This window comes from Paenibacillus shunpengii, from assembly GCF_042684905.1.
Taxonomy (GTDB): domain Bacteria; phylum Bacillota; class Bacilli; order Paenibacillales; family Paenibacillaceae; genus Paenibacillus; species Paenibacillus shunpengii.
In genome coordinates this window covers 83,423-109,051 of the sequence record NZ_JBHUMJ010000009.1, presented here as the reverse complement: position 1 = coordinate 109,051, position 25,629 = coordinate 83,423, and the positions used below count along the sequence as shown (strand labels likewise).

The window sequence follows — 25,629 nt, the reverse complement described above, 5'->3', positions numbered from 1 at the left end:
AATATTCCCCAAACTTCCTCACAAATAACTTGGCATAATCATCACCTACAACCTAATGGAACAGAAGAGTTTGCCCACCTAGAGATGATTGCCACTATGGTTTACAAGCTAACGAAGGATGCGACACCAGAACAGATGAAGGCGGCTGGACTTGGAGATCACTTCGTGAATCACGATCATGCCTTGTTCTACCAGAATGCCTCCGGCGTGCCGTGGACGGCTACCTATATTCAGGCCAAGGGTGATCCGATTGCTGATCTGTATGAGGATATTGCTGCTGAGGAGAAGGCGCGGGCGACCTATCAGTGGCTCATTGACATGACCGATGATGTGGACCTGCAGGACGGTCTCAAGTACCTCAGAGAGCGGGAGGTCGTACATTCCCAGCGCTTCCGTGAAGCCGTTGAGATCATTAAGGATGATCGGAGTCATCAGAAGTACTTTTAGCATTAAGATATCGAGAGATTCCTAGTAGATGTACTTCACTCAGTCAAAAAGACAATCAATTATAAGCAAAATTAAAACAACCTGAGTCCGTATTTCATTTGGACTTAGGTTGTTTAGTTTCGAACTCGAACAGTAAAAAATTTGATCTAGTGATTTTCAGAATAGAAAATCATTTATGGTTTGTATACTACATCCCCATACTCCTCTTTCCAGTCTTCTCCATCGACAATAGCATTCAGAATATCTTCAAGAACGCCAGGAGTATACGTTGCATTTCTCGTTTATTTTTTCAGATCTTCTTCTGTAGCAATACGGACATAATCTTCTTCTGCAGTAACTAGTTCGGAATCATCAAGGCCCTCTCGTATATAATACTCAGGTAAAGCTAAATCAACAGGTAGTTCAGCATTTCCCAATATAGTCCAATACCCATCCTCAATAAATACCAAATTGGATTACAAATACATCCCCGATATTAACTTTCTTCTTTCGCATAATTCAATCACTCCACTAACTCGTTTAAATATCGCCTTGGTAAATAAACAACATAATAAAGACTATTAATTGAGAATAGTATATCGCAAGTTTTTTTAGCTTGCAGACGGCAAAAAGGACCCTGCGCATTCAAATGCGCAGAGTCCTCGAGCTTACTCTATATTTTATTCAACTTATCATTATTTTTCTTCGGAAGCCGCTACCTCTTCGTCAGCGCTAGATTCAGCTGCCTCGCCTGTATCCGTATCCGCTGCACGCAATACCCCTACAGAAGCAACGAGTGTATCTTCAGGTGTAACGAGCGACACGCCCTTCGGCAACCCAATTTCGGATGCAGCCAGCTTGTCCCCTACCTCCAGCTTGGAGATATCCACTTCAATGACAGCTGGAAGATCATTTGGCAATCCTTCGACTTCGAGCTCTGTCAACAGCGTCTGGAATACGCCGCCTGCCTTGGAGCCCACCGCTGTACCTTGGAAATCGATTGAGATCGAGACCTGAATTGGTTTATTTTTGGCAATTTTTATAAAGTCAACATGAAGCAGTCGATCGTTTTGTTTCTGCATATCCTTGATCAGCACCGGCACCGTTTTGCCGTCCAATTTCAGCTCGAACAGCTCGGAGCGTCCCGTATGGGATACGCGGGAGAATTCCTTCGCATCCACATGAATCGGAATGCTGTCAAATTGCTGTCCGTATACAACAGCCGGAACGCGCCCGCTCTGTCTTAGATTTCGTAAACCTGAACCTTTTTTCTGTGTCCTTTGCTCGGCAATTAGTTGGACCGTTTCTCCGTTGGATTTCATATCTAAACATCCTCCTTACAAGTCCATGGTTCGAATTTGCCCCCAATAACAAATAACAAATAGAATCAGGGCCATATGTATAACTACCCCCTATGAACGGGATTGAATCTCGATTTGCTCATAAAAAGAAATAAAAATAGCTGCCGAGTCTCTCTCGACAGCCTGAACTTCACGTGTCATTACATAAACGCCACTATTTTTCCCACAATAACGACTTATTAAATCCAGCATTTCTATTCCCATCATCATGCACTGCTAAGTCCATGCAAGCGTATCTTCTGACCACCGACGGCAACGACCACTTCTCTTGTCCCGCTGTGTACATGAACCTTGATTCGTTCGTTCGCAGGAGAAGGCGGGATATCTATGAAGTAATCGCGATCCCCTTCGCGCTTCTCCCACTCATTCAACCGAATGATATACCCGATCCGTTTAATGCCGGGTGCCACTCTGATCCTTGCCTTCACAGAATGACCACCCTCAGCATGTAAAGGGATTTTGCCGTCGTGGATACCCGTGCCCCATACCCAGACGTTCCAGCCTTCGTAATGTCCATCTGGCCGGGAATATTCTATTTCCACCGTGCGCACATAATACGGCTGAACTTGAAAATGATGCTCTGCCCTGACCTCACCTGCAGTTGCAGCCACCACTGCTGTGCCGGGTCGTATGGCTTTGACTTTGCCATTATCCAGCGCAATCACTCGGGGTGTCGTTGTCTCCAGCGTATAAGGAGCACCTGCCATCACTTCTTCATATTGGTTCCAGACCGTTACATGAGGACGATACGTCTGAGTGGCATAGATGGATTTGTCGACAGCGATTTCAATGCGGGCAGGATATAGATCATCGACCCACATCTGAACCGTACCGGATATTTCTCCATGAGCTGCAGTGATGAAGCATTGTCCATTCATGAGACTGCTCGCTTTGCCCGTCTGTCTTACCCGGATTACTCGTTCATCCGAGGAGCGCCAGAGCGCTGTAATTCCGTCCATTCGCTTGCCGTGCTGATCTCGATAAACCGCTTCGAATTGAAAATGTTCTCCTGCTGCCACCGCTCTTCTATTGGTCATAATTTCAATGGAAGACAGCACAGGCACTTCGATCCCGCTCATTCGATCATAGAGCACCATCATGGACAGCCTTGGGACGACAACCTGCGAAGTCACTTGCGCCAGCACCTTCTCACCGGCTGCACGATCACTGACAACGATGTTCCAGGAAGTATCCTGTGGTACGGCTATAATTTCGTCCTGCTCTTTCCCATTATAGATAACAATGATCCGGTTCCATGCATCGCCTGCTCGATAGCCTTCCAGCATATAGGCCAGAACCCCATTACCGCACTCAAGCACTTTCAAATACTGCTCGACCTGATCCCGATGCTCCAAACGAAAGGCAGCATGCTTTTTCCGAAGCGCAATGAGCCCCTTATAATAATCAAATACGGGACGGAACCTCGCCTTATTACTCCACCTCAGCGCATTCACTGCATCTCCGCTCCGATAACTGTTATGGTCTCCAAATTTGGAGCGGAGCAGTTCATCCCCTGCATGAATAAAAGGAATCCCTTGTGAAGTGAGAATTACACCATTCGCAAGCAGGGAACGTCTTACCGTATCGTTGTCTAACAAGTTCATTGGATCTACATGACGATAAGGATCCGCATGCTTGACGGCCTCTGCAGCACTGATTCCGCTCGTTGGACGGCCATCCCTCCATTCAGGAAAGGCTAGCAGATCTCTGATGCCTTGGGATGTGACAATTTTGTCCCAGAGATTCAGGTTATCGTGAGCTGTCACATAATTGATCGTCTCCGCCGGTGAATACGCAAAGTCATGTATCGCTCCCTGCACTCCAGCCAGCACCGCACCTTCCACTCCCCACCAGCCTGTCGCAAATCCGCTTCCAGCACCATCGCTGTCACCCTTGACCGCCGCACGATAATGGTCGTTAAATACCGCAAAGCCTTTGCCTCGCTGTACTCCCTTAAGCGTCTTGTCCGGAAGCGGTGAATCGCCGCCAGTCCAAGGCTCGCCGTATACCAGGATCGAAGAATCCAGCTCCTGTCTGAGCATTGCCGTAACTTCCGTCATCGTCTGTGTATCGATAAGCCCCATGAGATCAAAGCGGAAGCCGTCAATGTGATACTCCTCCGTCCAATATCGAACAGAGTCCTTAATATATTTTCGAACCATCGGTCTTTCTGTTGCCAGCTCATTTCCTACACCTGAACCATTGGACAGAAATCCGTGACCATTTCTACGGTAATAATACCCCGGTACAATGCCGTCAAAAGGTCCATCGTCCACGCCATAGGTGTGGTTGTATACGACGTCCATAATGACCCGAATGCCGCAGCGATGCAGGGCACGAATCATTTCCTTGAACTCTCGAATTCTTGTATATGGATTGGAAGGATCACTCGAATAGGAGCCCTCGGGTACATTGAAGTTCTGCGGATCATAGCCCCAGTTGTATTTGTTATCTGCTGCCTCTGCATCATGCACGGTTAATTCATTAACCGTCTTGAAGTCAAACACCGGAAGCAGGTGGACATGGGTTACCCCAAGCTCCTTCAAATGGTCTATTCCAATACGATGTCCCTCTCGATCGGTTAAGCCCTCTTCCGAAAAAGCACTGTAAAGCCCTTTCTTCTGAAAAGGTGATTCCTCGTCCATCGAGAAATCCCGGACATGAAGCTCATAAATGATGGAATCCGTTGACTTGATCAGCGGGGGACGCACATCATCCTCCCAATCGTCCGGATCGGTCTTGCTCATATCAATGATTGCTGTGCGCGCGCCTCCAGCAGCAACTGCTTTTGCATAAGGGTCTACTGCATAATGTACCTGTCCGTCTGAGAAACTGACCTTGTACATATAGAATTTCCCTTCCCAATCTCCCTGAAGTGTAAGCCCCCATGTACCTGCCTGCATCTGATTCATGACATAAGCCATTCCACCCTCATGATTCATAACCAAGCCGTTAGCATCATACTGACCCGCATCTTCATAGAGAACCACTTCAACCTTGCACGCTGTAGGAGCCCAAATCTTAAAAGCGCTGCTCTCACGTGTATAAATCAACCCGAGATCATGTTTGTCATAATAAACGTTATTCAAATCCTGCATCAAGCTCACCGCCCGTGATTGTAATAATGTACGGACCCTGCAGTCTTACCCGTTTGTGCGTTATGACTCTTAGACTCGCCTGCTTCTCCCTGCACACGGTGATCGATTCAAAGTTGTTGAGGATTTAATAAACCAAATCCTCAAATATATAAACTACAGAGTAATGACTCTATCGTCATTACTATCATTTATGCCACTTTCATAGAGAAACTATAACCGCCCAAACGAGAAAGAAATGAGCAGAGCTGATATTGTAAAATCAGAAAACGCTTACACAATAGTATATGACACCATCCTACAAAGGTTGTCGGCTAATGATACCTGCTCCACAAAAAAAGGCTTATACACATCACAAAAAAAGACGTCCCAGCCAATATGCAATAGGACGCCGCTTGCCATAGTATCGAAGTTCTAGTAGACCTGTAAATAGGAGGGAGCGAAGGAGAATTCGGTCTTCACGGGAGGGGTATGAGCAATAACTCTGCCTTGGCGAATAACATACAGCGGCTTCGGACGAAGCCGAATGGCATCCGCGGCCTGCTGGGCGGGAAGAACAACCAGATTAGCCGGATGTCCAGGAGCGATTCCGTAATGGTCCTCCAGACCGAGAACGCCGGCTCCATGCTTCGTGACCATATCTAGCAGCAAGCCAGCATCATCTCTTCCGGTCATATGCTCCAAATGGGCCGCCATATGAACCGCCTGCAGCAGATTGCCGTCTCCGTAGGGATAGAAAGGTGTCAGCATGTCATCGTGGGCAATGGCAACCGGAATGCCGGCTCTCGACATATCCCGGATCCGCGCGATCCCCCTGCCTCTTGGATACGCATCGAATCGTCCCTGCATCGAGCTGTTAATCAGCGGGCAGGCAATAATATGGATGCGCGAGGCTTTGACAAGTCCCAGCAGCTTCTGGAAATACGGCTCATTATAATAAGCGGTAGCACTGCAATGACTGGCAGTTACTTTCCCGTACAGCTCATGCTTAATGGCAAGCGCTGCTGTGCACTCCAGGAAGCGGGACTGCTCGTCATCTGTTTCATCACAGAAGACGTGAACGAATGCACTGTACTTCTTCGCAAGCTCGAAGCAAATCTCAAGTGACTCTACCCCATCCTCCCGGGTCCGTTCTCCATGCGGGATCGCCCCTACACCATCAGCACCGAGCCGCAGCGCCTCCTCCATGCGCTCTGCATTCCCAGGACAGGCAACGATGCCGTCCTGAGGAAAAGCGATCACCTGAAGCTGAACAACAGATGCCCACTCCTCCTTCAATGCAAGAAGTGTCTTTAGCGCTGTCATCCGGGGATCGGAAATATCTGCGTGCGTCCGAATATAGAGTACTCCATGTCCGACCAGAAGACGTATGACTTCGTTCGCCCGCTGCCGCACATCTTCCGGGGTGAGCCGCTTCTTGCGTTCACCCCACAGCTGAATCCCTTCCAGCAAGGTGCCGCTTCTGTTCCAGTCCGGATCGCCTGCCGTGAGCACGGTATCCAAATGAATATGAGATTCTACAAACGCTGGGAGCAGGAGTCCCCCTTGCCCATCAATGGTATGTTCTACTTCCTGATCGTCTTTCCAAGCCTTACTGCTGTCAGATGGCTCAATGGAATGAATGTGCCCTGATGCAAGGAATACATCCACATGACGGCCTTCCTGTGTCATTACATTTTTTAATGTCGTCACTTCCATACCGCTGTCCCCCCGATTCCTTCTGTTTCTAACACGGACGCCTCCCACAACCTTTGAATTCGTTCATCCCCATATTGGCTTGCTGCCCTTGTCACACTGACCCATGCTCCGGATTTGGCGACCCAGCGGCCGGCCGGCAGGCGTGTGAACACTTCCTCCGGATTCCTCGCATCCACAATAACGAAGTCGGCTGCTCCCCCCCTGCGAATACCGTAATTCTCCAAGCCGGCGATGATGGCAGGCTTCACCGTTACCATATCGAGAAGCTGCACCATGTCCTCGGGACTTCCATAATGGGCAGCATAGCCTGTAAGCTGCGCAATTTGCAGCAGATCTCCTCTCCCGAAGGGATGGAATGGATCGTGGATATTGTCTGATGCCGCGGCGAGAGCAACTCCCCCATCCATCAGCTCACGGACCCGGGTCACTCCGCGTCTTACAGGACCCAGGTCTGCTCTGCCTTGAAGATACAGATTGGCCGCCGGAAGAGTAACCGCATGAACTCCAGCGAGTGACATCATCGCGATCAGCTCTTCAGCCTCAGCTGGGGGCATGGAAGACAGAGAGCATAAATGTCCGGCAGTGACCTTTCCATGATAATCATATTTCAGTGATTCCTGAGCTACTTTAAGTACTGTCTTCATCTCGGGATTGTCCGTCTCATCGCAGTGCAGATCAATAGGCACTCCAAGACGTACCGCCAGCTCAAATATACCCTCAATATCTGCATCGGGGTGATGGGATAAATGCGGCGCACCACCAATGCCGTCAAGTCCCATTCTGAGCGACTCCTCAATCAGCTCCATGCCCCTTCTTCCAAGATCGCGATAAGGAACCATGGGATACAGCTCCAGATCCACCACACCGCTCAGTAACGCTCTAGCTTCCAGTGCAGCTTCCACTGTACGAATTGCAACATCTTCCCCTGCATTCACATTAAAATCAAGGTGGGATCTCAGCCTGGTCGATCCATAAGATACCGCCTGCAGAGCAGTCCTTACGATCCGTGCACGAATTGTTTCCTTCGAGAAGGATGACGCTGCACGGCTGTAATTTTGAATGGCTTCAAGCAGTGTCCCCGTTTGATTACCTACCTGGGGCAGGCTGAAGGCTTTATCCAGATGCATATGTATATCCACTAAGCCAGGAAGCATCATTCGTCCCTTGAGATCAAACACCTTCTGCTCATTGCTCATATCCCTCCTCATGGGAAGCGCAAATGACGCAATGTCCGCAGCCTGAACCCTTTCCTCGCCTGAGGTCTGCTCCTGAACAGATTCAAATTTCCCATCACGAATCCGAATATCATAGAGCTTGCCCCGGCTCTTAAGTTCGTGCAGTGAGGCATTGATAAAACGCAGTGTTCCTGTCATGCTTCGCTCCTCCTATCTAAGGACAGACCTAATCGTGCATATCACTCTCATTAAAAAAACCCCCTGCAGCTTATGCGTCAGCTGCCCAATAGGCCGGCGTCCGATAAGCCAGGAGGCTGCAGCTCTTAATAAGCTGTCAATCCATTATTCGCTGGGACCGGGAAGATATTCGGTCGTGAAGACATTTCCTATATCCTCTTTGGATTTCAGTAATCCAAGACTGTACATATCCTCCTGAAGCTTCGTCCAACGTTCTTCTGTCATGCTGAGCAGCCCGTTCGATTCCGTCTCGTCTGTAAAAATCAGCTCAAATTCCTGCTCCGCTCCATACTTCATCCCTTCCAGCGTGAGATCCGGATTTCTTTCCTTCAGAAACTCGTTCATCTCTTCGTAATTGTCCTTGTAATAATTCCAGCCTTTGATAGAGGCGGCAAGGAACGATTTTACAACCTCAGGATTCTTCTCAAGGAACTCTTCTGTAGTAAACAGCACATTGGAATAAGGCTGAAATCCTGCATCATAAGTCAGTAAATAACGGGTCTCAATCCCTTGCTGCTCGAGTGTATAGGGCTCTGATGTGACATAGGACTGTGTGACCGCATCCTTATCCTCAATGAAGTTAACGAATTGCCCTGTATAGGTTTGGTCCTTCACTTCTGTCAGATCATATTTCTTCTTAATAAAATCCCAATAGCCAGACCCTGGTGCAATATATACGTTACGTCCGTCTAAATCCTCAAAATCCTGAATATCCGCATCTGCATGGAACAGCATCGCCTGCGGGCTCTTTTGGAAGATGGCTGCAATGGCTACAACCGGAATTCCGTTGTCTCTGGCAGTGAGCACTTCATCCGCTTGCCCCATACCGAACTGGGCTTTGCCGGAAGCTACGATCTGCATAGAGGATACCTGAGGTCCACCAGGCTCGATGGTCATATCGATACCGGCTTCCTCGTAGTAGCCTTGCGCTAGAGCGGTATACTGCCCTCCATGCTCAGGCTGTGCAAACCAGTTCGTCACCTGGGTGATTTTTACCGGCTCCTTGTCGCCTTCTTCACTAGCGCTGGCGCTTCCTTCGGTTGTACTGCCGCCAGAGCCTGAGCTGCTGCATGCTGAAAATATAAGGGCGAGTGCCATCGTTACTGTGAGACCTGACATTTTCTTCTTCCATGAATTGTTCATTCTCTTGAATCCCCCTTATATTTTGATTTCAGAATATTTTGATTTCAGAAATCTTATCTTAGTTCTCGGATTTCATTTCAGACTCATGCCAAGAGCTGAGCGCCCACTTGGAGAAGGCACTTACGAGCAGATAGAAGGTAATCCCCAGAATGGAAGCGCACAGTCCGCAGGCGAACAAATAAGGTGTCTGGAGTCTTGAAGAAGCAACTGTAATGGCATAACCAAGACCACCTTCTCCGCCGCCAATGCCAGCAATGTATTCACCGACAATAGCCCCTACGACAGACAGGGTACAGGATATTTTCAGTCCTGCAATAATATAAGGCATTGCGGCAGGCAGACGCAGTCTCCACATGATCTGCCAGCGTGAAGCATTGTAGAGCTTGAACAGGTTCTGCATGTTGCCATCGGTAGAATTAAGACCAATCAAGGTGTTGGATATCATCGGGAAGAAGCCAATCAGGAAGGCAATGATGACAATCGAATTCACGCCGGCACCAAACCAGATGACGATAATCGGGGCGATCGCGACAACCGGAATCGTTTGCAGCACGATAGCATAGGGATAGACTGCTTTTTCGATGATTTTGGAACTGGCAAGCAGTATGGCGCCGGATACCCCGATAACGATGCTGAGCAAGAATCCAAACACCGATTCATATACCGTCGTCATGACCGATGTCATCAGGTTGCTCCAATTCTCTACGGCCGATAATACGATGTCCGATGGCTTAGGAAGCAAATAGGGAGCGTATCCGAGCAATCTCGTTACGATCTCCCATAGGCCGACTACAACGATGAAGGCGATGGCGGGAGGAAGAAATTTTTGCATGAAATTATTGTTCTTCGCAGCTTTCGGGGTTTGGACAGCTGAGGCAGAAGGCGTATTACTGTCCTCTTTCTGACCCTTTTTTTCATAAGCAAGCTTCGGCTGATTCATTGCCATTGTTTAAGCACGTCCTTTCTTTCAAGAGAGCTTCTTCTAATCGATCTTGCCAGGGTTAAGCAGCCTTAACGGATCATTCTCCTGTTTCTTCTGTTTCATAAGCGGCAATATTCCTCGTCCACCGGAGTCCAGTGAATACGTATGCGGGTTTGCCACATGAATTCCGTTAGTGTTAAAGAAGTCAATGATTTCGTTCAAGCGCTCCTCGGTCGTATAACGCACGACGGGCAGTGAAGACGGAGTGACTGTGCCACGGCTTCTCATCCATTCAAAATGAAGCAGCACTTCATCTCCAAATGTTTCTTTAACAAGCTTCACTTGTTCTCTGAAATGTGCTAAGGAGAATCCGGCCTGCAAATAGGTAATATTGTTCTCGCATTTAAGCGCCCATAATGTGGTGTGATTCCAGCCAAAGTCAGACAAGCCAATGCCTGATCGGTACTTCTCAGCCGGAATGTAATGGCCAACTGTTCCGCCATGCAGCTCCGCAAGACGTGCAAGGGCAGGCTGGCTTCCCTCCTCTGTCTCTAGCAGAACCGCCGCTTTCTCGGGGAGGACCACCTTTTTCAATGGTCTAAAATAGGAAGGTATGGGCCATTCGTGGGGAGAGATTAGTCTCTTGCGAATGGAATCATCATGAGACAGGTCATGGGAGAATTCCATAGCCTGCATAAAATCATCAAAGAATACGATAGACTGCTCCCATTCGGTCTTGGGTGCAAGTGGAATCACAAGCTCGGTCAGAATTCCGGTTGTGCCATAGTTATGAATATAGGCCGGAAGATCTTCGCCGGACACGACCAGTCTTCTCGGCTCCTCTTCCATGGTATAGACGACGACCTCCGATACATTGCCGTCCCACAGGTCCCCCCAGGTGATGGAACCAATCCCTCCTGAACCACCGCATACATAACCTCCGACGGTCGCCTTCATGAACGTGCTCGGATAAATTCGCAGTTCAAGCTCTCGTTCCCGGGCTGCCCGTTCCAGAGCTCCAAGTCTGACTCCACATTGCACGCGAACTGAATTCTCTCCCCATTCAAGGATTTGATCCAGCTTGCTTAGATCGAGTACAATGCCGCCTTCGAGCGGGATCGCCTGACCGTAGTTTCCAGTGCCTGCCCCTCTAACCGTAACAGGAACTTTATGGTGATACGCAATCTTAAGCAATGTCTCGACCTCAGCATCCGACTCGGGTCGAACAATGCTGTCCGCAATCTTATCCTTCAGCCGTTTTTCAAGGACAGGAGAATACCAGTAGTAATCTTTCGAGAGCTTCTCCCTCGAATCAAGATCAAGCAGCACCTTATCTATTCCAAGCCCGTCAATACACACCTTCTCGATCTCAACAGCCATCATCTTCATCCTCCTTGAACACGGATTTTTTTCACTTATGCTAGTGATGCAGCACCTCTGACACTTGACCGACCAGCTTGCTGAACTCCGGCGCGGTGCGGAACGTTTCATCTCTCGGGAACGGTACAGGTACCGGGATCGTACTCGCGATTTTACCAGGTCTTGCTGTCATGACAACGATGGAAGTCGAGAGGTATACCGCTTCAAAAACGTTATGTGTAACGAATAAGACCGTCATTTTCTTATCCTTCTGCCATATGCCGAGCAGCTCATCCTGAAGCGTCTGTCTGGTCATTTCATCGAGCGCTCCAAAAGGCTCATCCATGAGAAGCAGCTTCGGATCGGATGCCAGTGCTCTCGCGATCGATACCCGCATCTTCATCCCGCCTGAGAGCTGGCGCGGAAGGGCGTTCGCATAATCCTGCAGACCAACCATCTCAAGCACATGCATTGCCTTCTCCACTCTTTCCTTCTTCGGGATCTTTCGCAGCTCCATCGGCAGCGTTACGTTGTCAATCACTTTGCACCATGGAAGCAGTGTTGCATCCTGAAATACGAAGGAAATGTCACTCTGTTTTCTCGCTTCGGCAGGCTCCATACCCATCAGCCGCATTCTGCCGGCTGTCGGGTCTCCAAGTCCAGCGATCATACGGAATATCGTAGATTTACCGCAGCCGGATGGACCTACAAAGCTGACAAACTCTCCTTCCGGTATGCTGAGATTGACGTCCTGCAGCGCGATAGTGCCGGTCTGATAGATCTTGCTGATGCCTTCCATCTCCACTAGCGGTGTCATTCCTGGGTTAAGATTTGCCTTATTTCCCTGTGCTGTAATCAAGCTGCTCATCGTTTCATCTCTCCCTTTAAACGGATTCCATTTTTACTTTCTTGTCGAACTGGAACTCAAGCATCAGTCTAAACAGCTCCGCTGCATTCCTGCCTGCTGATGACAATAGTGTGCGGCCCTTCTCCGCTGTAGCCAGCTGTGCATTTCCACAAACACCGGATTCCGATAAATCCTTCATTACCCATGCAAACCGTTTGTTGCTGAATTGAAGCTTCATTTCTGGAGTAACAGGCGGGTATTCATTGGGAAGCAAATCGCGATGCACCCAATCGTTATGGAGATGCATGATCATCGATGTTTCCGAATCACCTGCGTGAATTCCGTACATGCGTTCTTCAGGTGTGAGGAGCTCCTTATCGTTATCGAGCCCGCCTCCATCAAGCCTGAATACCATCATCCCTGTCTTCTCTCTAATATCTCTGGCAGCCAGGTTAAGCAGATCCGCATTTCCGCCGTGTGTATTAAATAATACGAGCCTGTCAAAGCCGGATCTGGCAAGGCTCTCTGCAATATCCATCAGCACAGCTAGCAGAGTCGTCGCTGATAATGTCACCGTGCCGCTCCACCCCGCATGCTCATTACTTTTTCCATAAGGGAGATGCGGCAATAGCCATATATTATCCTCTGGAGTCAGATGCTTGAATGCCTCCGTTAACAACCCTTCTCCAATCAGCGTGTCGGTATAAACAGGAAGATGCGGCCCGTGCTGTTCCATTGCACCGATTGGCAGGATCAGCATAGCTCCCGTCTTGGCGAGTTCACCGATCTCCGGCCCGGACAGTCTGGGGAGGAACAACTCGTTGTAAGCCATTCCTTGATAACGTGCGGTCATTCATATCCACCCCTCAGTTATGTATTGTTGTTAGAATCAAATGTAATGGGAGGAGGAGATGATGTAAACAAAATTTACGTCGTTTTGGTTTTTTATATAAAATGGCAACTTTATTTTGTGCCTCAAGCACTTAATCATGTTATCTTAATGTTAGGTTCAAGGGTCTATATACGAAAAATCAGAAGAAAAAACTTAATATTGTTCGTTATTAAGGAGGGATTGGCAATAAAAGAGGTTTGAATTTGTTATGTAAAGTATGAATGTAATACAACCTTCGTTTTCATGCTTTATAAATAAAAAAGAGAAGGATGACTGTTTCATGTCAGCTATCCTTCTCTTTTTTTCACATTGTTAAGCTTTAAAGTTATGTTGAAGCTGTCTCACACGGCCTGCAATATCCTCTGCATAGCTGATCGCGGAAATGACGGCTATCCCATCTGCTCCTGCAGCAAACACGTCTTTGGCATTGTCTACTGTAATTCCTCCGATGCCAACGATGGGAAGTGTAACATTCGCGTTCCGCATAACCTTAATGATCTCTGGACCTTGCACAGCCTGTGCATCATCCTTTGATTTTGTTGGATAAATGGGGCCTACTCCGATATAATCGGCCCCTTGCGCATAAGCTCTCGCCGCTTCTTGAATAGTATGAGCCGATATGCCGAGGATTCGATCTCCAATTCTTTGTCTCACCAAGCCCGCTTCCTCATCCTCCTGACCGACATGGACACCGTCCGCATCCACTTCCAGTGCCAAGTCAACATCATCGTTCACAATAAAAGGTACTTTATGCTCTCTGCACAGCTTCTGCAAACGCCGGGCGAGTTCGATCCGCTCAGCGCCTTCAAGGCAGCCGGGACCTTTCTCTCTGAACTGGAATAATGTCACCCCGCCGGTGAGTGCAGCCTCCAGTGTATCCTCCGGTGCTTGAACACAATTTCTACTACCCATTACAAAATAGACCCGAAGCAGCTCCTTCATACGGACACTCGAAATCCGGCTCATACGCTCACTCCTTTTTGCCTGCGATAAGCCCAGTGATTCGTCGGACCCTGTCCTCCTCCGATGCCCAGTGCATCGGTAAGTGCAGCTTGGACAAAATCTCTGGCCGTCCTCGCCGCTGACAGGACGTCCTTTCCTTTTGCCAATTCTGCGGTAAGCGCCGCGGAGAAGGTACAGCCTGTTCCATGGGAATGAACCGTGTCTACTCTTGGCCCTGCAAGCTCCGTAAATCCTCTCCCATCGTATACCAGGTCCGTAACCGTATCGCTGCCTGCATCATGGCCACCTTTTACAATGACGTAGGCAGGACCATAATCATGTATTCGTTTAGCCGCCTCCTTGCGGTCTGCCAGCGAATGAATAGGGCAGCCTGTCATCACCTCCGCCTCGGGAATGTTCGGTGTAACGACAAGTGCAAGCGGAAGAAGCTGCTGAACTAGCGCCGTCACTGCTTCCGACTGAAGCAAGGACGCACCGCCTTTTGCAATCATCACTGGATCGATAACCAGCTTATCTATTCGATGCCGTGCAGCCTGCCTTGCAACCTCTGCAATAATTTCACTGCTGAATAACATCCCTGTCTTCACGGCATCTGGTCTCAGATCCGCAAAGACGGACTCGATCTGCTGAGCTACAAAGGGAACCGGCAAAGAATGCACGCCTTGTACGCCAAGGGTATTTTGGGCAGTAACTGAGGTGAGTGCCGACATACCGTAGACATCCAGCTCCTGAAAGGTTTTGATATCGGCTTGAATTCCAGCACCGCCTCCGCTGTCTGAGCCTGCAATGGTAAGCGCCTTAGGTATATTCATCGACTATGCCTCCTCCTGAATAAACAGCTCGTTCATGTCGGTAAGTTCAACATACTTCTCAAATACAGACGGCTCAAGCTTGGACAGCTCATCCAAGAATGCAATCTGGAAGCTGCCGGCCCCCTTCTGCTCGGTCTTCTGCCCCGCGAGGCTTGCCGCCGCTCCATAAAACCCAAGACCTGCGGCCCCTGCTTCCAATACCGAGTCATGAACGGCAAGAAAAGCACCGATGACCGAGGTTAAGAGACAGCCTGTCCCTGTGACACGTGTAAGTAAAGGATGGCCGGATTTAATAATAAATCCTGTATCTCCATTCGTAATGACGTCTTCTGGACCAGATACGACGACGGTTGTTCCGAGTGTTCGGGCTGCACGCACCGCCATTTGTGCTCGATCTATGACCTCAAATTGACCCGCGTCTACACCTTTTACGGTCATCCCTTCCCCGATTAAATGGCTGATTTCTCCTGCATTGCCTCTAATGAGCGCGATCTCTACTTCCCGAAGAAGCCGAAGTGCCGCATCTGTCCGATAAGGTGTAGCTCCCGCTCCGACCGGATCCAAGAGAACAGGTACACCGTATACATTTGCCGCCTTGCCTGCTGCAATCATCGTATGGACTAGGTCTGTGGTAAGTGTCCCGATATTGAGCACCAGTGCACGGGCATGCTGAACCATATCAGCCACTTCCTCCTCCGCATAGGCCATGACCGGGGAAGCGCCAAGAGCTAGCAAGCCGTTCGCCGTAAAATTCGTAACGACCGTATTCGTTATGTTATGGATCAAGGGTTGTTCTTCGTGGATACGAGTGATAAGAGATGATAGTTCAAGTTCAACATTAGACATTGGGATCGAGTCCTTTCTTTTTGGAAGGTACACAGGAGCCGATCTTGGAACTGAGAGGGGTGTCGCAAAACTAAAAAAACGCATGCGAAAGCATGCGTCATCATCATGTTCGCTCCCTACGCTGGCATTATCCATGGCAGGTTCAACCGGTCAACAACAGATTAGTTGTACTCTCAGCTTGCTTCCGCAGGCTCCCGTATCTATATAATTATTAAAATTACTCGTGCCTCTTCATTGTATAGTACATCTTCCCAACATTCAATTTGTTGACTTTCGCTGCCGTGTAGCATATGATACAAAGTAACTCATCCAAAAAGGAGAGATTTTTGATGTCGGTGATCGTTCTTAACTAATCAAATTTCATACAGAGGCTTGATCTATTGCTTCATCGCCTGAAATTGCGATGTTTATTTTTTAATGCGCATTTACATGTGTACGCTATAGATGCCTCATGAAATCAGTTAAGAACAGCGGATAACTAAACTCTCTATGAACATGAGTGATGTACAATTGACTTGTGAACTCATCCGCGCTGTTTTTGCAGCGCGGTTTTTTTGTACCCGTAAAACCATGATTTACAGAGATCTATGCTCTGTAGTCAACAAATTATGGATGGCGGGGCACCATTCACAGGTTGATATTTATGGCTTGGCAGCATCCTTTGCCGATCCATAAGCTAACTCATGCATACAGACGTAAGAACGAACCCTACTGTTCGCTTCTTGCGTCTTTTTTTGTTTTATCCGCTTCAACGTCATTCATTAATACAAAAAAAAAAGGAGCAATAACCCATGAATCATCAAAGCATGCAAAGACTCGAATACAGTACTGTCAAAGAACAACTGCGATCTTACGCGGTATCCTACCTTGGAGAACGGCAGATCGATTCACTGACTCCCATGACCCGTCTAACCCAGATTCGTCAGGCACTGGCTGAAACAGAGGAAGCACTGGGACTGATCCGGCACGGAGCAAGCGTCCCACTTCCTTCATTGTCAGGAATCGAAAATATTATGAATCTGCTGGGCACAGGCTATCTATTTACGGAACAGGATTTCATGCATCTCCTGCAATTTCTGCGAAGCTGCACCCAGCTTATGAAGTACATGCAGTCTAAGAGAGAGATTGCCCCGAATATAAGTGCCTATGCAGGCTCTATGTACACCCTGGATTCCCTCCGTGAAGAGGTGGAACGCTGTATTTACTTAGGCCGGATTACCGATCATGCCAGCAAAGAACTGCTCAAGACGAGAAAACAGGCTCAGGTCATCGAGGAACGGCTGAAAAAGAAGCTGGATACCCTTCTGTCCAAGCACCGTTCTATTCTGCAGGACCAGCTCATAACAAAACGCGGGGACCGCTACTGCCTGCCTGTCCAGAAGGAATTCCGCAAGCAGATCAGAGGAACGGTTCACGGCGAATCCGCCAGTGGCCAAACGGTATTTATCGAGCCGGACGAGATCGCCAGTCTTCAGATGGAGCTCAGCCTGCATCGTGCAGCGGAACAGCGGGAGGAGATGAAGATACTCAGTGAATTGACGCGTTTAGCAGACCAAGCTGAATATGAGCTGCGTGTGAATACGGATACAGTAGGCATATACGACTTTTTGTTCGCCAAAGCACGTTATGCCCTCTCCTATCAGGGACGGTCGGTTCACCTCGTTGATCATGGGGTCATTCGATTAAGGTCCGCACGGCATCCGCTCGTGAACAATATGGTTCCGCTCGATTTCCACATTGGTGATGCATTCAAGTCCTTGATTATTACAGGTCCCAATACCGGCGGCAAAACCTTATGTCTTAAGACCATTGGGCTGCTAACACTCATGGCCCAGTCCGGTCTACTCGTTCCTGTCGGAGAAGACAGTCAGCTGAGCGTATTTGAGCAAGTCGCCGTCGATATCGGGGATGGTCAGAGCATTGAGCATCAGCTGAGCACGTTCTCTGCCCACATCAAGAACATTATCGAAATTCTAAAGATCGCGGACCCTTCCACGCTTATTCTTATTGACGAAATGGCGTCGGGTACAGATCCTGGGGAAGGAACCGGATTGTCTATCGCTCTGCTCGAAGAGATGCATAGAAGGCAGGCGACGGTCGTGGCAACGACTCATTTTTCGGAGATCAAAAATTTCGCAGCGTCGGCTGACGGATTTGAGAATGCCCGCATGGAATTTGATACAGAATCTTTGAAGCCGTTATATCGGCTGACGATCGGGGAAGCAGGGAACAGCTATGCTTATGCCATTGCCCTGAAGCTCGGGATTCCGCCTTATATCATTGAGCGTTCCAAACAGATCTCTGCCACATCATTGACAGCAATTGCAGATTCTTCAGGAGAACCGAAAGCCGCTGATAGCGAAGAGAAGCGTAACATCGTGTATCGCAATACAAATTCTCATGAACCAATACCAGACCATACAAAACGGGTAGATGACGATCGCCGAGGGTCACGAGCTGCCCATGCCAAAAGAGCTGAGCCAACTGATATGGAAACACAGCCGGCCCGGCCGCTGCAGATTGGGGACAGGGTACACATCCCTTATATGCAGGAAGGAGGAATTATTGTCGAAGCAGAGGATCCAAAAGGCAAGCTTACCGTACTTGTTCGAGGAAAAAAGCTGAAAATTGCCAAGCAGCGAGTGAAGCTGCACATTGCAGGCGAAGAGCTGTATCCGGACGACTATGATTTTGACGTTGTATCCCAGACCAAGGAGAATCGAAAAAAACGAAAACAAATGTCCAAGAAGCATGTTCCGGGTCTCACCATTGAAATGCCAAGAGATGAGTCTTAAGTGTGCCATTGAATATGTGATATGATGCAAATGAATAAACAAAGATGGACGGGGAATGTCTCTTCCTCGTCCATCTTTAATATTTCCATAAAAAAATACTTTACTTCACAGTTAAGCACATATTATTATGGTCAAGCTGCTTTGTTCGGGTATTGCATATATTTACATATTACTGGGGGAAGAATATTCTGGAATTTCTAGCGTTCATGCTTTTTTCATCACTCGAGACATTTGCACTTTTCATCCTTATTATTATGTTATTCAAGATTAATCCTGCCCATTATGCCAAGCGAGCCCTATTTGTCCTTATGCTCGTTAATTTACAGAGCTACTTTCTGCAGAGTGAGCTGGATGTCGCTAATCTGGTGCCGGTTATTACCATTATCATTTTGACCCTATTCTTCACCGTTGTGGTAAAAATTCCTTTGCTGCCTTCGGCCTTCCGCACTATATTAGTGACAGTCCTGTACGGTGCTATCAAGAGTCTCTTATTGATCATCCTTTACGGAGATACAGATGTATTGGAGCAGAGTGTTCGCAGCGGTTATCTGTTACAAAGCTACAGCAGCGCTGTGCTGTTGATCATATCCTGGCTTATGTATAAATACAACTTCGGATTCAGCTATCCATATGATAAACTTAAGCTTAAATTTGAATATGCTATTGTTACTGCTCTAATGCTCATATTCTTGATTCTGATCTCTTACATCCTCTATATGAATCAGATCTGGCTTAATATTTTGTTTTTTGCCTTGAACCTAGCTTGCTTTTTGTTCTTTGAAATTCAAGAACGCAATTCAAGCAGATCACATTCATCATAGAATCTAACGCTTTGCATCCATAATCAACAATGACCCTATCATAAAGCAGGTGAAATATGTCTTCATCCTCTATTGAAATCAATCCGCTCCTCTGCCCTTTGTGCCACAAGTCTAATGAGTGTGCCTATGCAGCCGGGAAGCCTTACACGGAATGCTGGTGTATGAGTCGGTCTGTTCCACAGGAACTGCTGTCACGTATTCCGGACGAGCAGAGACGCAAGGCATGTGTGTGTGAAGCCTGTGTAATTGCGTTTCATGCCAGGGGAACGGATAAAGCCTGAACCCCTTGGCCTATCTGAAATTGCATTCAATGAATTATTTTGGTTACAACCTTTGCGGCAAGTAAACGTTATATTGAATATATACTTAAACTTTCGGGGAGGTTATCATGACGAAGACGCAAGTAATGAGAACACACTCACCATCTAAAGTCAAAAGTACTTATGTTACTGTCTCATCCATCCTTCTCGCCTCTGCGTTCATTCTGTGGCCCAATGTACCTTCTGCTATATCTCCATCTACAAGCATTTCGTCAGAGTCCGATCAATACAGCCCGCTTCAAATTACATTTCCGCTTGATAAATATGCTATGGTGATGAGCAGCGTTCCTGGATTCCCCATCGAAATAAGGGAAGAAAACAACTCATTTCCGCTAACCGTTACAGCTTCTTCAGGTAAATTACTGGTTATGGATGGTTCGACGGGCACACAGGTGAGGTCATCAGGAACATCCCTTGAGGTGAAGCAGGCCAGCATCATTTATTGGTCCCCTCTTGCATCTCCACCCGTAAAAGAAACTACCATTACGGTAACGAGCCGAGCTCTTCGCTCGAATTCAGCTGCGGGGTCTGCTTCTGTCCACATCGTGCAAGATCATGATGGCTTCTACAAAATTAATTAACCCCATGAGATTCGTTCCACGAGAAACATTTTTTTCACAACAGACACTACAGCGATGATGCGTTATGACTATTGATTATATGCAATATCATATAAAAAAGAGCTGACCTCCCTTTTAGACAGGAAGATCAGCTCAAACAATTTAAATCATTACGTCATATATTAAATAATATCTTGTTACTCTTCAGTATGTGCACGATAAGCATCGGCATCCAGCAGTTTAGCAAGAGCAGCCTTGTAATCTCCACTCAGCTTCACTTCAATCATCCAGCCATCGCTATAAGGTGCAGCATTCACAAGCTCCGGCTCGTCTTGAAGCTTATCATTTACACTGATAATCGTTCCGCTAACTGGCGCAAACAAATCAGATACGGTCTTAACCGATTCAATCGTACCAATACTATCATCACTATTAATGTCCGTTCCTACTTCAGGCAGCTCCACAAACACAATATCTCCCAGCTGATGCTGAGCAAATTCAGTAATTCCGATACGTACCGTATCTCCTTCTAACGTTTGAACCCATTCATGCTCTTCACTATACAACAAACCGTTAATTACTTCGCTCATGATCTCGTCAGCCTCGCTTTTTCAAAAGTTAGAATTGTGTTTCTTCTCTGGTTCCTGCCCTTTTTCCACCCATAGCGTAAAACAATCCTCATCACAATGTCAAGATTGCTAACAAAAAATATGTTTTATGGATATACTCCTTGACTTTTCGGATTTAATCACGTATTAATGTAGTATAAGCGTTAGATTGAGCGGAAGAGTTCGCTATTTCCGAACATTCTAGCTCGTTAAGCGGTTGAACGTAAAGGGAGAGATTACCGCAGGATTCTTGTTCTGAGCTTCTGAGCAAGGGACATTTTCCGCATGGTAACGCCGAAGGAGTAAGCCCATTGATAAGCAAAGGGTGAATCTCTCAGGCAAAAGGACTTTTACCGGACGCGACTCTGGAGAGCATCCATAACCGTTCGCCTGCTTACTAGAAGCGAACGTTGTTAATAAAAGGATCACCCAAGGGGAAACTCGTGAGCATTGCATACGGGGTAACTCTCAGGTACCAAGGACAGAGCCTAAGAAGAACACATGCTTTATTTGCGTGTATTTTTCTTTGGCCTGTCCTTTTTCTTTTTCCAATCGCCCTTTTTCCCTTTTCCTATTATTTATCCTGATGATTATTCTTCTTCATTCCTTCTATTTAACTACAGCCGGAAGCCGGCTTTTGACGAGGTGAAAATTATGTCCCAATTATTGAGAACACCGCTTTTCCCTCTTTATGAACAATATCCAAATGTACGCTGTATCGATTTTGGAGGCTGGGAGCTCCCGGTTTCCTTCAGCGGTATCCAGAAAGAGCATGAGGCTGTTAGACAGCAGGCCGGATTATTCGATGTATCCCATATGGGCGAATTTCGAGTAGAAGGCGAGAATGCAGCCAACTTCCTGCAAGGAATGCTGACAAATGACATATCCCTGCTCGAAATTGGTCAGGCACAGTACACACTTATGTGCTATCCCACAGGTGGTGTAGTGGACGACTTGCTCGTGTATAAGCGCAGCGAGCATTTGTTCATGCTTGTAGTGAATGCATCCAATATTGATAAGGATTGGACATGGCTGCAAGAACATCTGCCTGCGAACGTACAGATGGTGAATGAATCGCATGCAACCGCTCTGCTGGCACTGCAGGGTCCAAAGGCAGAGGCTATATTATCTAAAGTGACGGATGTGAACCTTGCTGAACTTGGTTCTTTCCGTTTTGTCGACGGAGCAGAAGTCAGCGGAAGCACCGTTATTCTCTCACGCACAGGATATACCGGTGAGGACGGCTTCGAAATTTATGTCAGTGCCGATGACGCTCAGAAAGTATGGCTTGCACTTATGGCCGCTGGCGAAGATGAAGGATTGCTTCCTATCGGGCTTGGTGCGAGAGATACACTTCGATTTGAAGCTAAGCTTCCGTTATATGGACAGGAGCTCTCATCAACGATTACACCGCTCGAAGCCGGTCTAGGGATGTTCGTGAAGCTGGCAGCTGGTGACTTTATCGGTCGGGATGCACTGGTGAAGCAAAAAGAAGAAGGCCTGACCCGAAAGCTCGTCGGAATAGAGATTACAGACCGCGGTATTCCACGAGCTCATTATCCGGTCTTTGCTGACGAAGAACAAATCGGCGAGGTAACAACAGGTACCCAGTCGCCTACCCTGAAACGCAATCTGGGTCTTGCACTGCTGGATATCCGGTTTACAGAACCAGGCACCACGGTTGATGTCGAAATCCGGGGCAAACGCCTCAAGGCAGAAGTGATCAAAACCCCATTCTATAGAAGACCAAAACCTACAGCCCAAGCGGCAAAAGGAGCGAATTCGTAATGACAAATCGTTATCTTCCGATGACGGAACAAGATCAGGCGGAAATGCTGGCAGCAATCGGAGCTGAAACGATAGAGGATCTCTTCTCCGACATTCCTGAAGAAATCCGCTTTAAAGGCGAACTCCCTGTTTCATCCAAGCTGGACGAATATGCACTCACACGCCATATGTCCCGTCTTGCCGGACGCAATGTGAACGCAGATACACATGCAAGCTTTCTCGGCGCAGGTATCTATGACCATCATGTACCTTCTGTCATTAACCATGTCATTTCCCGCTCCGAATTCTATACCGCTTATACGCCTTATCAGCCCGAGATCAGCCAAGGCGAGCTGCAGGCGATTTTTGAATTCCAATCCTATATTTGCGAGCTTACCGGAATGGCTGTCGCCAATGCGAGTATGTATGATGGAGCAACCGCTTTTGCAGAGGCGGGTAATCTGGCTGCAGCTGCAACGCGCCGGAAGAAGCTGGTCGTATCGAGCACCGTACATCCGGAATCCCGCCAGGTACTTGCGAGTTATGCACATGGTCTGAATCTTGAAATTGTAGAGATTGGTTATCAAAATGGTGTCACTGATATGGAAGCACTCGCTGCTGCAATCGGTGAGGATACGGCTGCGGTTATGATTCAAAGCCCGAACTTCTTCGGCAGTGTAGAAGATATCCAGGCTGCAGCTGACTTGATTCATCCCAATAAAGGACTTCTCATCGTCAGTGCGAATCCAATTTCACTCGGACTTCTGGAAGCACCGGGTAAGCTTGGTGCAGATATCGTTGTTGGTGATGCTCAGCCGCTAGGGATTGCAGGCTCCTATGGCGGTCCTACCTGTGGATATTTTGCTGTATCCCAGGCCCACATGCGCAGAATTCCTGGACGGATTGTCGGTCAAACGACGGATCGTTATGGCAGACGAGGCTTTGTGCTTACTCTGCAGGCTCGTGAACAGCATATCCGCCGCGAAAAAGCGACCTCCAATATTTGTTCCAACCAGGCTCTGCTTGCACTAAGTGCATCAGTCTATATGTCGCTGCTCGGTAAACAAGGCATGCTTGATGTGTCGGAGCTTAATTTGCAGAAGAGTCATTATGCCAAGCAGACATTAGCTTCTATTGAAGGGGTAAGCACTCCTTTCACTTCACCGACGTTTAACGAATTTGTGATTAAGCTGCCGGACCATACGAGCATGGAAGATGTACAGAGCAAGCTGCTCGCTGCAGGATTTATCGGAGGATATGATTTGGGACGTGAATACCCGGAGCTAAGCGGTCATATGCTGATTGCCGTTACAGAACGCCGGAGCAAAGAAGAAATCGATGAATTCAAAGCGGTATTGGAGGGATTGCTGTGAGTAAGATTGAAGCAGAGAAACCACAGGTTCAGAACGAGACAGCAGAACTGGATTTTGCTAGAACAGCCGGATCAGAAGCTCCTGAGCAGAAGCTGATTTTTGAACTGAGCAAACCAGGTCGCGTCGCATACTCCTTGCCCGAGCTCGATGTCCCTCAGGTCAGTCAGGCTGAGCTCATTCCTTCTGGATTTTTGCGTAAGGAAGCAGCTGCACTGCCAGAAGTATATGAAGTGGATGTCGTTCGCCACTATACAAGCTTGTCCCGCCGTAACTTTGGTGTAGATAACGGCTTCTATCCGCTGGGCTCTTGTACGATGAAATACAATCCGAAGATTAACGAGGATGTTGCCCGTTATACCGGATTTGCCAAGATTCATCCTTATCAGCCGGAAGAAAGTGTACAGGGTGCACTAGAGCTGCTGTATCAGCTGCAATCTGACCTTGCAGGTCTTACTGGAATGGACGAAGTAACGCTTCAGCCGGCAGCCGGTGCACATGGTGAGTGGACAGGACTAATGATGATTCGCGCTTATCATGAGAGCCGCGGTGAAGTTCGTACCAAGGTCATCGTACCTGACTCTTCCCATGGTACGAACCCGGCCAGTGCGACAGTGGCAGGCTTCGAGACGGTGACGATTCCTTCAACTGCTGAAGGATTGGTCGATCTGGATGAGCTGCGTGCAGCTGTAGGTAATGATACAGCCGCACTCATGCTGACGAACCCGAATACACTCGGTCTGTTCGAGAAACAAATTGTGGAAATTGCCAAGATCGTGCATGATGCCGGCGGTCTTCTGTATTACGATGGAGCTAACTCTAACGCGATTATGGGTATTGCTCGTCCGGGGGATATGGGCTTTGACGTAGTCCACTTAAATCTGCATAAAACGATGAGTACTCCCCATGGCGGCGGCGGTCCGGGTGCTGGTCCGGTCGGCGTGAAGAAGCTGCTCGTGCCGTTCCTTCCGAAACCACACGTGAAACGTACAGAAGAGGGAACATTCTACTTGGATCGTGAAGAAGGACAATCCATCGGCCGTGTTAAAGCTTACTATGGTAACTTTGGTATTCTTGTCCGTGCGTATGCCTATATCCGTACCTATGGTCCAGTTGGACTGCGCCAAGTCTCCGAATATGCGGTACTGAATGCCAACTACATGATGAAACGTCTTGAGCCATATTACGAAGTTCCATATCCAGGCGTGTGTAAGCATGAATTCGTCATGTCTGGCAAAGGCTTGAAGCAGTATGGTGTACGTACACTCGATGTGGCCAAACGCCTGCTCGATTTCGGCTATCATCCGCCAACAATCTACTTCCCACTGAACGTGGAAGAATGCATCATGATTGAACCGACAGAAACCGAAAGCAAAGAAACACTCGACGGCTTCATCGACACGATGATCCGCATTGCCAAGGAAGCCGAAGAGAATCCGGAGCTCGTGCTCAATGCTCCATACGGTACACCGGTCACTCGTTTGGATGAAACGACTGCTGCACGTAAGCCTGTCCTTAACTGCGCTTGCAGCTAATTCGATATGTAGTTTATTATCGGCTTGATCAAGTGAAACGTAAATCAAAATAAAAAAGAGGTGTCCCAAGCGTCATA

The 25,629-nt window shown here is 48.0% G+C and carries 22 protein-coding genes and 2 riboswitches; of the genes, 8 read left to right on the top strand and 14 right to left on the bottom strand.

Translation table 11 applies throughout. From position 1 onward, the window contains the following. Nucleotides 1–447: manganese catalase family protein (locus ACFSVM_RS21720; protein WP_379264523.1), on the top strand; the 447-nt coding region annotated here is incomplete at its 5' end. Nucleotides 448–728: 281 nt separating this feature from the next. Here the strand turns inward: ACFSVM_RS21720 and ACFSVM_RS21715 are convergent. The 13 genes from ACFSVM_RS21715 to thiM all read right to left on the bottom strand — a co-directional run bounded on the left by ACFSVM_RS21715 (nt 729) and on the right by thiM (nt 15,776). Continuing rightward, complete coding sequence (locus tag ACFSVM_RS21715) at nt 729–863, bottom strand: hypothetical protein (protein ID WP_379264521.1); 135 nt, start codon at nt 861–863, stop codon at nt 729–731. Between the two features lie 258 nt (nt 864–1,121). Beyond that, nucleotides 1,122–1,748: a 50S ribosomal protein L25 gene (locus ACFSVM_RS21710; protein ID WP_076313424.1), complete on the bottom strand. Its 627-nt coding sequence runs from the start codon at nt 1,746–1,748 to the stop codon at nt 1,122–1,124. A gap of 245 nt (nt 1,749–1,993) precedes the next feature. Next, complete coding sequence (gene pulA, locus ACFSVM_RS21705; protein WP_379264519.1) at nt 1,994–4,885, bottom strand: type I pullulanase; 2,892 nt, start codon at nt 4,883–4,885, stop codon at nt 1,994–1,996. 411 nt (nt 4,886–5,296) lie between these two features. After that, on the bottom strand, nt 5,297–6,580 hold the full coding sequence (locus ACFSVM_RS21700) for an amidohydrolase family protein (RefSeq protein ID WP_379264517.1): 1,284 nt from the start codon (nt 6,578–6,580) through the stop codon (nt 5,297–5,299). Beyond that, nucleotides 6,571–7,953, bottom strand: a complete 1,383-nt coding sequence (locus ACFSVM_RS21695) for an amidohydrolase family protein (RefSeq protein ID WP_076313428.1) — start codon at nt 7,951–7,953, stop codon at nt 6,571–6,573. The genes ACFSVM_RS21700 and ACFSVM_RS21695 overlap by 10 nt, the downstream gene beginning before the upstream one ends. 144 nt (nt 7,954–8,097) lie before the next feature. Next, complete coding sequence (locus ACFSVM_RS21690) at nt 8,098–9,135, bottom strand: ABC transporter substrate-binding protein (protein ID WP_090725158.1); 1,038 nt, start codon at nt 9,133–9,135, stop codon at nt 8,098–8,100. A gap of 58 nt (nt 9,136–9,193) precedes the next feature. Next, nucleotides 9,194–10,081: an ABC transporter permease gene (locus tag ACFSVM_RS21685; RefSeq protein WP_083655902.1), complete on the bottom strand. Its 888-nt coding sequence runs from the start codon at nt 10,079–10,081 to the stop codon at nt 9,194–9,196. A gap of 36 nt (nt 10,082–10,117) precedes the next feature. Continuing rightward, nucleotides 10,118–11,440 (bottom strand): FAD-binding oxidoreductase, encoded by a 1,323-nt coding sequence (locus tag ACFSVM_RS21680; RefSeq protein ID WP_305954043.1) that lies wholly within the window; start codon nt 11,438–11,440, stop codon nt 10,118–10,120. Nucleotides 11,441–11,477: 37 nt separating this feature from the next. After that, nucleotides 11,478–12,284, bottom strand: coding sequence for an ABC transporter ATP-binding protein (locus ACFSVM_RS21675; RefSeq protein ID WP_083655903.1), 807 nt, complete (start codon nt 12,282–12,284; stop codon nt 11,478–11,480). A 16-nt stretch (nt 12,285–12,300) separates the two neighbouring features. After that, nucleotides 12,301–13,116: a creatininase family protein gene (locus tag ACFSVM_RS21670; RefSeq protein WP_076313431.1), complete on the bottom strand. Its 816-nt coding sequence runs from the start codon at nt 13,114–13,116 to the stop codon at nt 12,301–12,303. A gap of 351 nt (nt 13,117–13,467) precedes the next feature. Then, entirely contained in the window at nt 13,468–14,121 is a 654-nt protein-coding gene (thiE, locus tag ACFSVM_RS21665) for a thiamine phosphate synthase (RefSeq protein ID WP_379264512.1), read from the bottom strand. Continuing rightward, nucleotides 14,118–14,930 carry a bifunctional hydroxymethylpyrimidine kinase/phosphomethylpyrimidine kinase gene (gene thiD / locus ACFSVM_RS21660; RefSeq protein WP_379264510.1) on the bottom strand — a complete coding sequence of 271 codons (813 nt, stop codon included), beginning with the start codon at nt 14,928–14,930 and terminating at the stop codon, nt 14,118–14,120. Before thiD ends, thiE begins: the two co-directional genes overlap by 4 nt. 3 nt (nt 14,931–14,933) lie before the next feature. Continuing rightward, the gene (thiM, locus tag ACFSVM_RS21655) at nt 14,934–15,776 is read right to left on the bottom strand and encodes a hydroxyethylthiazole kinase (protein ID WP_379264508.1); all 843 of its coding nucleotides are present in this window, start codon (nt 15,774–15,776) and stop codon (nt 14,934–14,936) included. 791 nt (nt 15,777–16,567) lie between these two features. Between thiM and ACFSVM_RS21650 the strand changes: the two genes are divergently transcribed. The 4 genes from ACFSVM_RS21650 (at nt 16,568) to ACFSVM_RS21635 (ending at nt 20,293) form a co-directional block, all read left to right on the top strand. Further along, on the top strand, nt 16,568–18,571 hold the full coding sequence (locus ACFSVM_RS21650) for an endonuclease MutS2 (RefSeq protein ID WP_379264506.1): 2,004 nt from the start codon (nt 16,568–16,570) through the stop codon (nt 18,569–18,571). A gap of 206 nt (nt 18,572–18,777) precedes the next feature. Then, entirely contained in the window at nt 18,778–19,392 is a 615-nt protein-coding gene (locus ACFSVM_RS21645; RefSeq protein ID WP_083655904.1) for a hypothetical protein, read from the top strand. 56 nt (nt 19,393–19,448) lie between these two features. Beyond that, complete coding sequence (locus tag ACFSVM_RS21640; RefSeq protein ID WP_076313435.1) at nt 19,449–19,673, top strand: cysteine-rich CWC family protein; 225 nt, start codon at nt 19,449–19,451, stop codon at nt 19,671–19,673. Nucleotides 19,674–19,780: 107 nt separating this feature from the next. Then, nucleotides 19,781–20,293: a hypothetical protein gene (locus tag ACFSVM_RS21635; RefSeq protein WP_379264504.1), complete on the top strand. Its 513-nt coding sequence runs from the start codon at nt 19,781–19,783 to the stop codon at nt 20,291–20,293. Between the two features lie 176 nt (nt 20,294–20,469). Here the strand turns inward: ACFSVM_RS21635 and gcvH are convergent, their stop codons facing one another. Beyond that, nucleotides 20,470–20,862 carry a glycine cleavage system protein GcvH gene (gene gcvH / locus ACFSVM_RS21630; RefSeq protein ID WP_076313437.1) on the bottom strand — a complete coding sequence of 131 codons (393 nt, stop codon included), beginning with the start codon at nt 20,860–20,862 and terminating at the stop codon, nt 20,470–20,472. A gap of 235 nt (nt 20,863–21,097) precedes the next feature. After that, nucleotides 21,098–21,240: riboswitch (glycine riboswitch) on the top strand. Between the two features lies 1 nt (nt 21,241). Next, a riboswitch (glycine riboswitch) is annotated at nt 21,242–21,369 on the top strand. Between the two features lie 165 nt (nt 21,370–21,534). Here gcvH and gcvT point away from each other — a divergent pair. From gcvT to gcvPB, 3 genes are read left to right on the top strand one after another with little or no spacing between them, the layout of a single operon-like run. After that, nucleotides 21,535–22,668 (top strand): glycine cleavage system aminomethyltransferase GcvT, encoded by a 1,134-nt coding sequence (gene gcvT / locus ACFSVM_RS21625; RefSeq protein ID WP_379264502.1) that lies wholly within the window; start codon nt 21,535–21,537, stop codon nt 22,666–22,668. Continuing rightward, the gene (gcvPA, locus tag ACFSVM_RS21620; protein ID WP_379264500.1) at nt 22,668–24,020 is read left to right on the top strand and encodes an aminomethyl-transferring glycine dehydrogenase subunit GcvPA; all 1,353 of its coding nucleotides are present in this window, start codon (nt 22,668–22,670) and stop codon (nt 24,018–24,020) included. Before gcvT ends, gcvPA begins: the two co-directional genes overlap by 1 nt. 47 nt (nt 24,021–24,067) lie before the next feature. Further along, nucleotides 24,068–25,552, top strand: coding sequence for an aminomethyl-transferring glycine dehydrogenase subunit GcvPB (gcvPB, locus tag ACFSVM_RS21615; protein ID WP_076313564.1), 1,485 nt, complete (start codon nt 24,068–24,070; stop codon nt 25,550–25,552). Nucleotides 25,553–25,629 lie beyond the last annotated feature (77 nt).

Bases quoted from the DNA above. Each gene is read 5' to 3' on its own strand.
- ACFSVM_RS21710 (WP_076313424.1), bottom strand. From the start codon at position 1,748: ATGAAATCCAACGGAGAAACGGTCCAACTAATTGCCGAGCAAAGGACA.
- pulA (WP_379264519.1), bottom strand. From the start codon at position 4,885: ATGCAGGATTTGAATAACGTTTATTATGACAAACATGATCTCGGGTTG.
- ACFSVM_RS21700 (WP_379264517.1), bottom strand. From the start codon at position 6,580: ATGGAAGTGACGACATTAAAAAATGTAATGACACAGGAAGGCCGTCAT.
- ACFSVM_RS21695 (WP_076313428.1), bottom strand. From the start codon at position 7,953: ATGACAGGAACACTGCGTTTTATCAATGCCTCACTGCACGAACTTAAG.
- ACFSVM_RS21690 (WP_090725158.1), bottom strand. From the start codon at position 9,135: ATGAACAATTCATGGAAGAAGAAAATGTCAGGTCTCACAGTAACGATG.
- ACFSVM_RS21685 (WP_083655902.1), bottom strand. From the start codon at position 10,081: ATGGCAATGAATCAGCCGAAGCTTGCTTATGAAAAAAAGGGTCAGAAA.
- ACFSVM_RS21680 (WP_305954043.1), bottom strand. From the start codon at position 11,440: ATGATGGCTGTTGAGATCGAGAAGGTGTGTATTGACGGGCTTGGAATA.
- ACFSVM_RS21675 (WP_083655903.1), bottom strand. From the start codon at position 12,284: ATGAGCAGCTTGATTACAGCACAGGGAAATAAGGCAAATCTTAACCCA.
- ACFSVM_RS21670 (WP_076313431.1), bottom strand. From the start codon at position 13,116: ATGACCGCACGTTATCAAGGAATGGCTTACAACGAGTTGTTCCTCCCC.
- thiE (WP_379264512.1), bottom strand. From the start codon at position 14,121: ATGAGCCGGATTTCGAGTGTCCGTATGAAGGAGCTGCTTCGGGTCTAT.
- thiD (WP_379264510.1), bottom strand. From the start codon at position 14,930: ATGAATATACCTAAGGCGCTTACCATTGCAGGCTCAGACAGCGGAGGC.
- thiM (WP_379264508.1), bottom strand. From the start codon at position 15,776: ATGTCTAATGTTGAACTTGAACTATCATCTCTTATCACTCGTATCCAC.
- ACFSVM_RS21650 (WP_379264506.1), top strand. From the start codon at position 16,568: ATGAATCATCAAAGCATGCAAAGACTCGAATACAGTACTGTCAAAGAA.
- ACFSVM_RS21645 (WP_083655904.1), top strand. From the start codon at position 18,778: ATGCTTTTTTCATCACTCGAGACATTTGCACTTTTCATCCTTATTATT.
- ACFSVM_RS21640 (WP_076313435.1), top strand. From the start codon at position 19,449: ATGTCTTCATCCTCTATTGAAATCAATCCGCTCCTCTGCCCTTTGTGC.
- ACFSVM_RS21635 (WP_379264504.1), top strand. From the start codon at position 19,781: ATGACGAAGACGCAAGTAATGAGAACACACTCACCATCTAAAGTCAAA.
- gcvH (WP_076313437.1), bottom strand. From the start codon at position 20,862: ATGAGCGAAGTAATTAACGGTTTGTTGTATAGTGAAGAGCATGAATGG.
- gcvT (WP_379264502.1), top strand. From the start codon at position 21,535: ATGTCCCAATTATTGAGAACACCGCTTTTCCCTCTTTATGAACAATAT.
- gcvPA (WP_379264500.1), top strand. From the start codon at position 22,668: ATGACAAATCGTTATCTTCCGATGACGGAACAAGATCAGGCGGAAATG.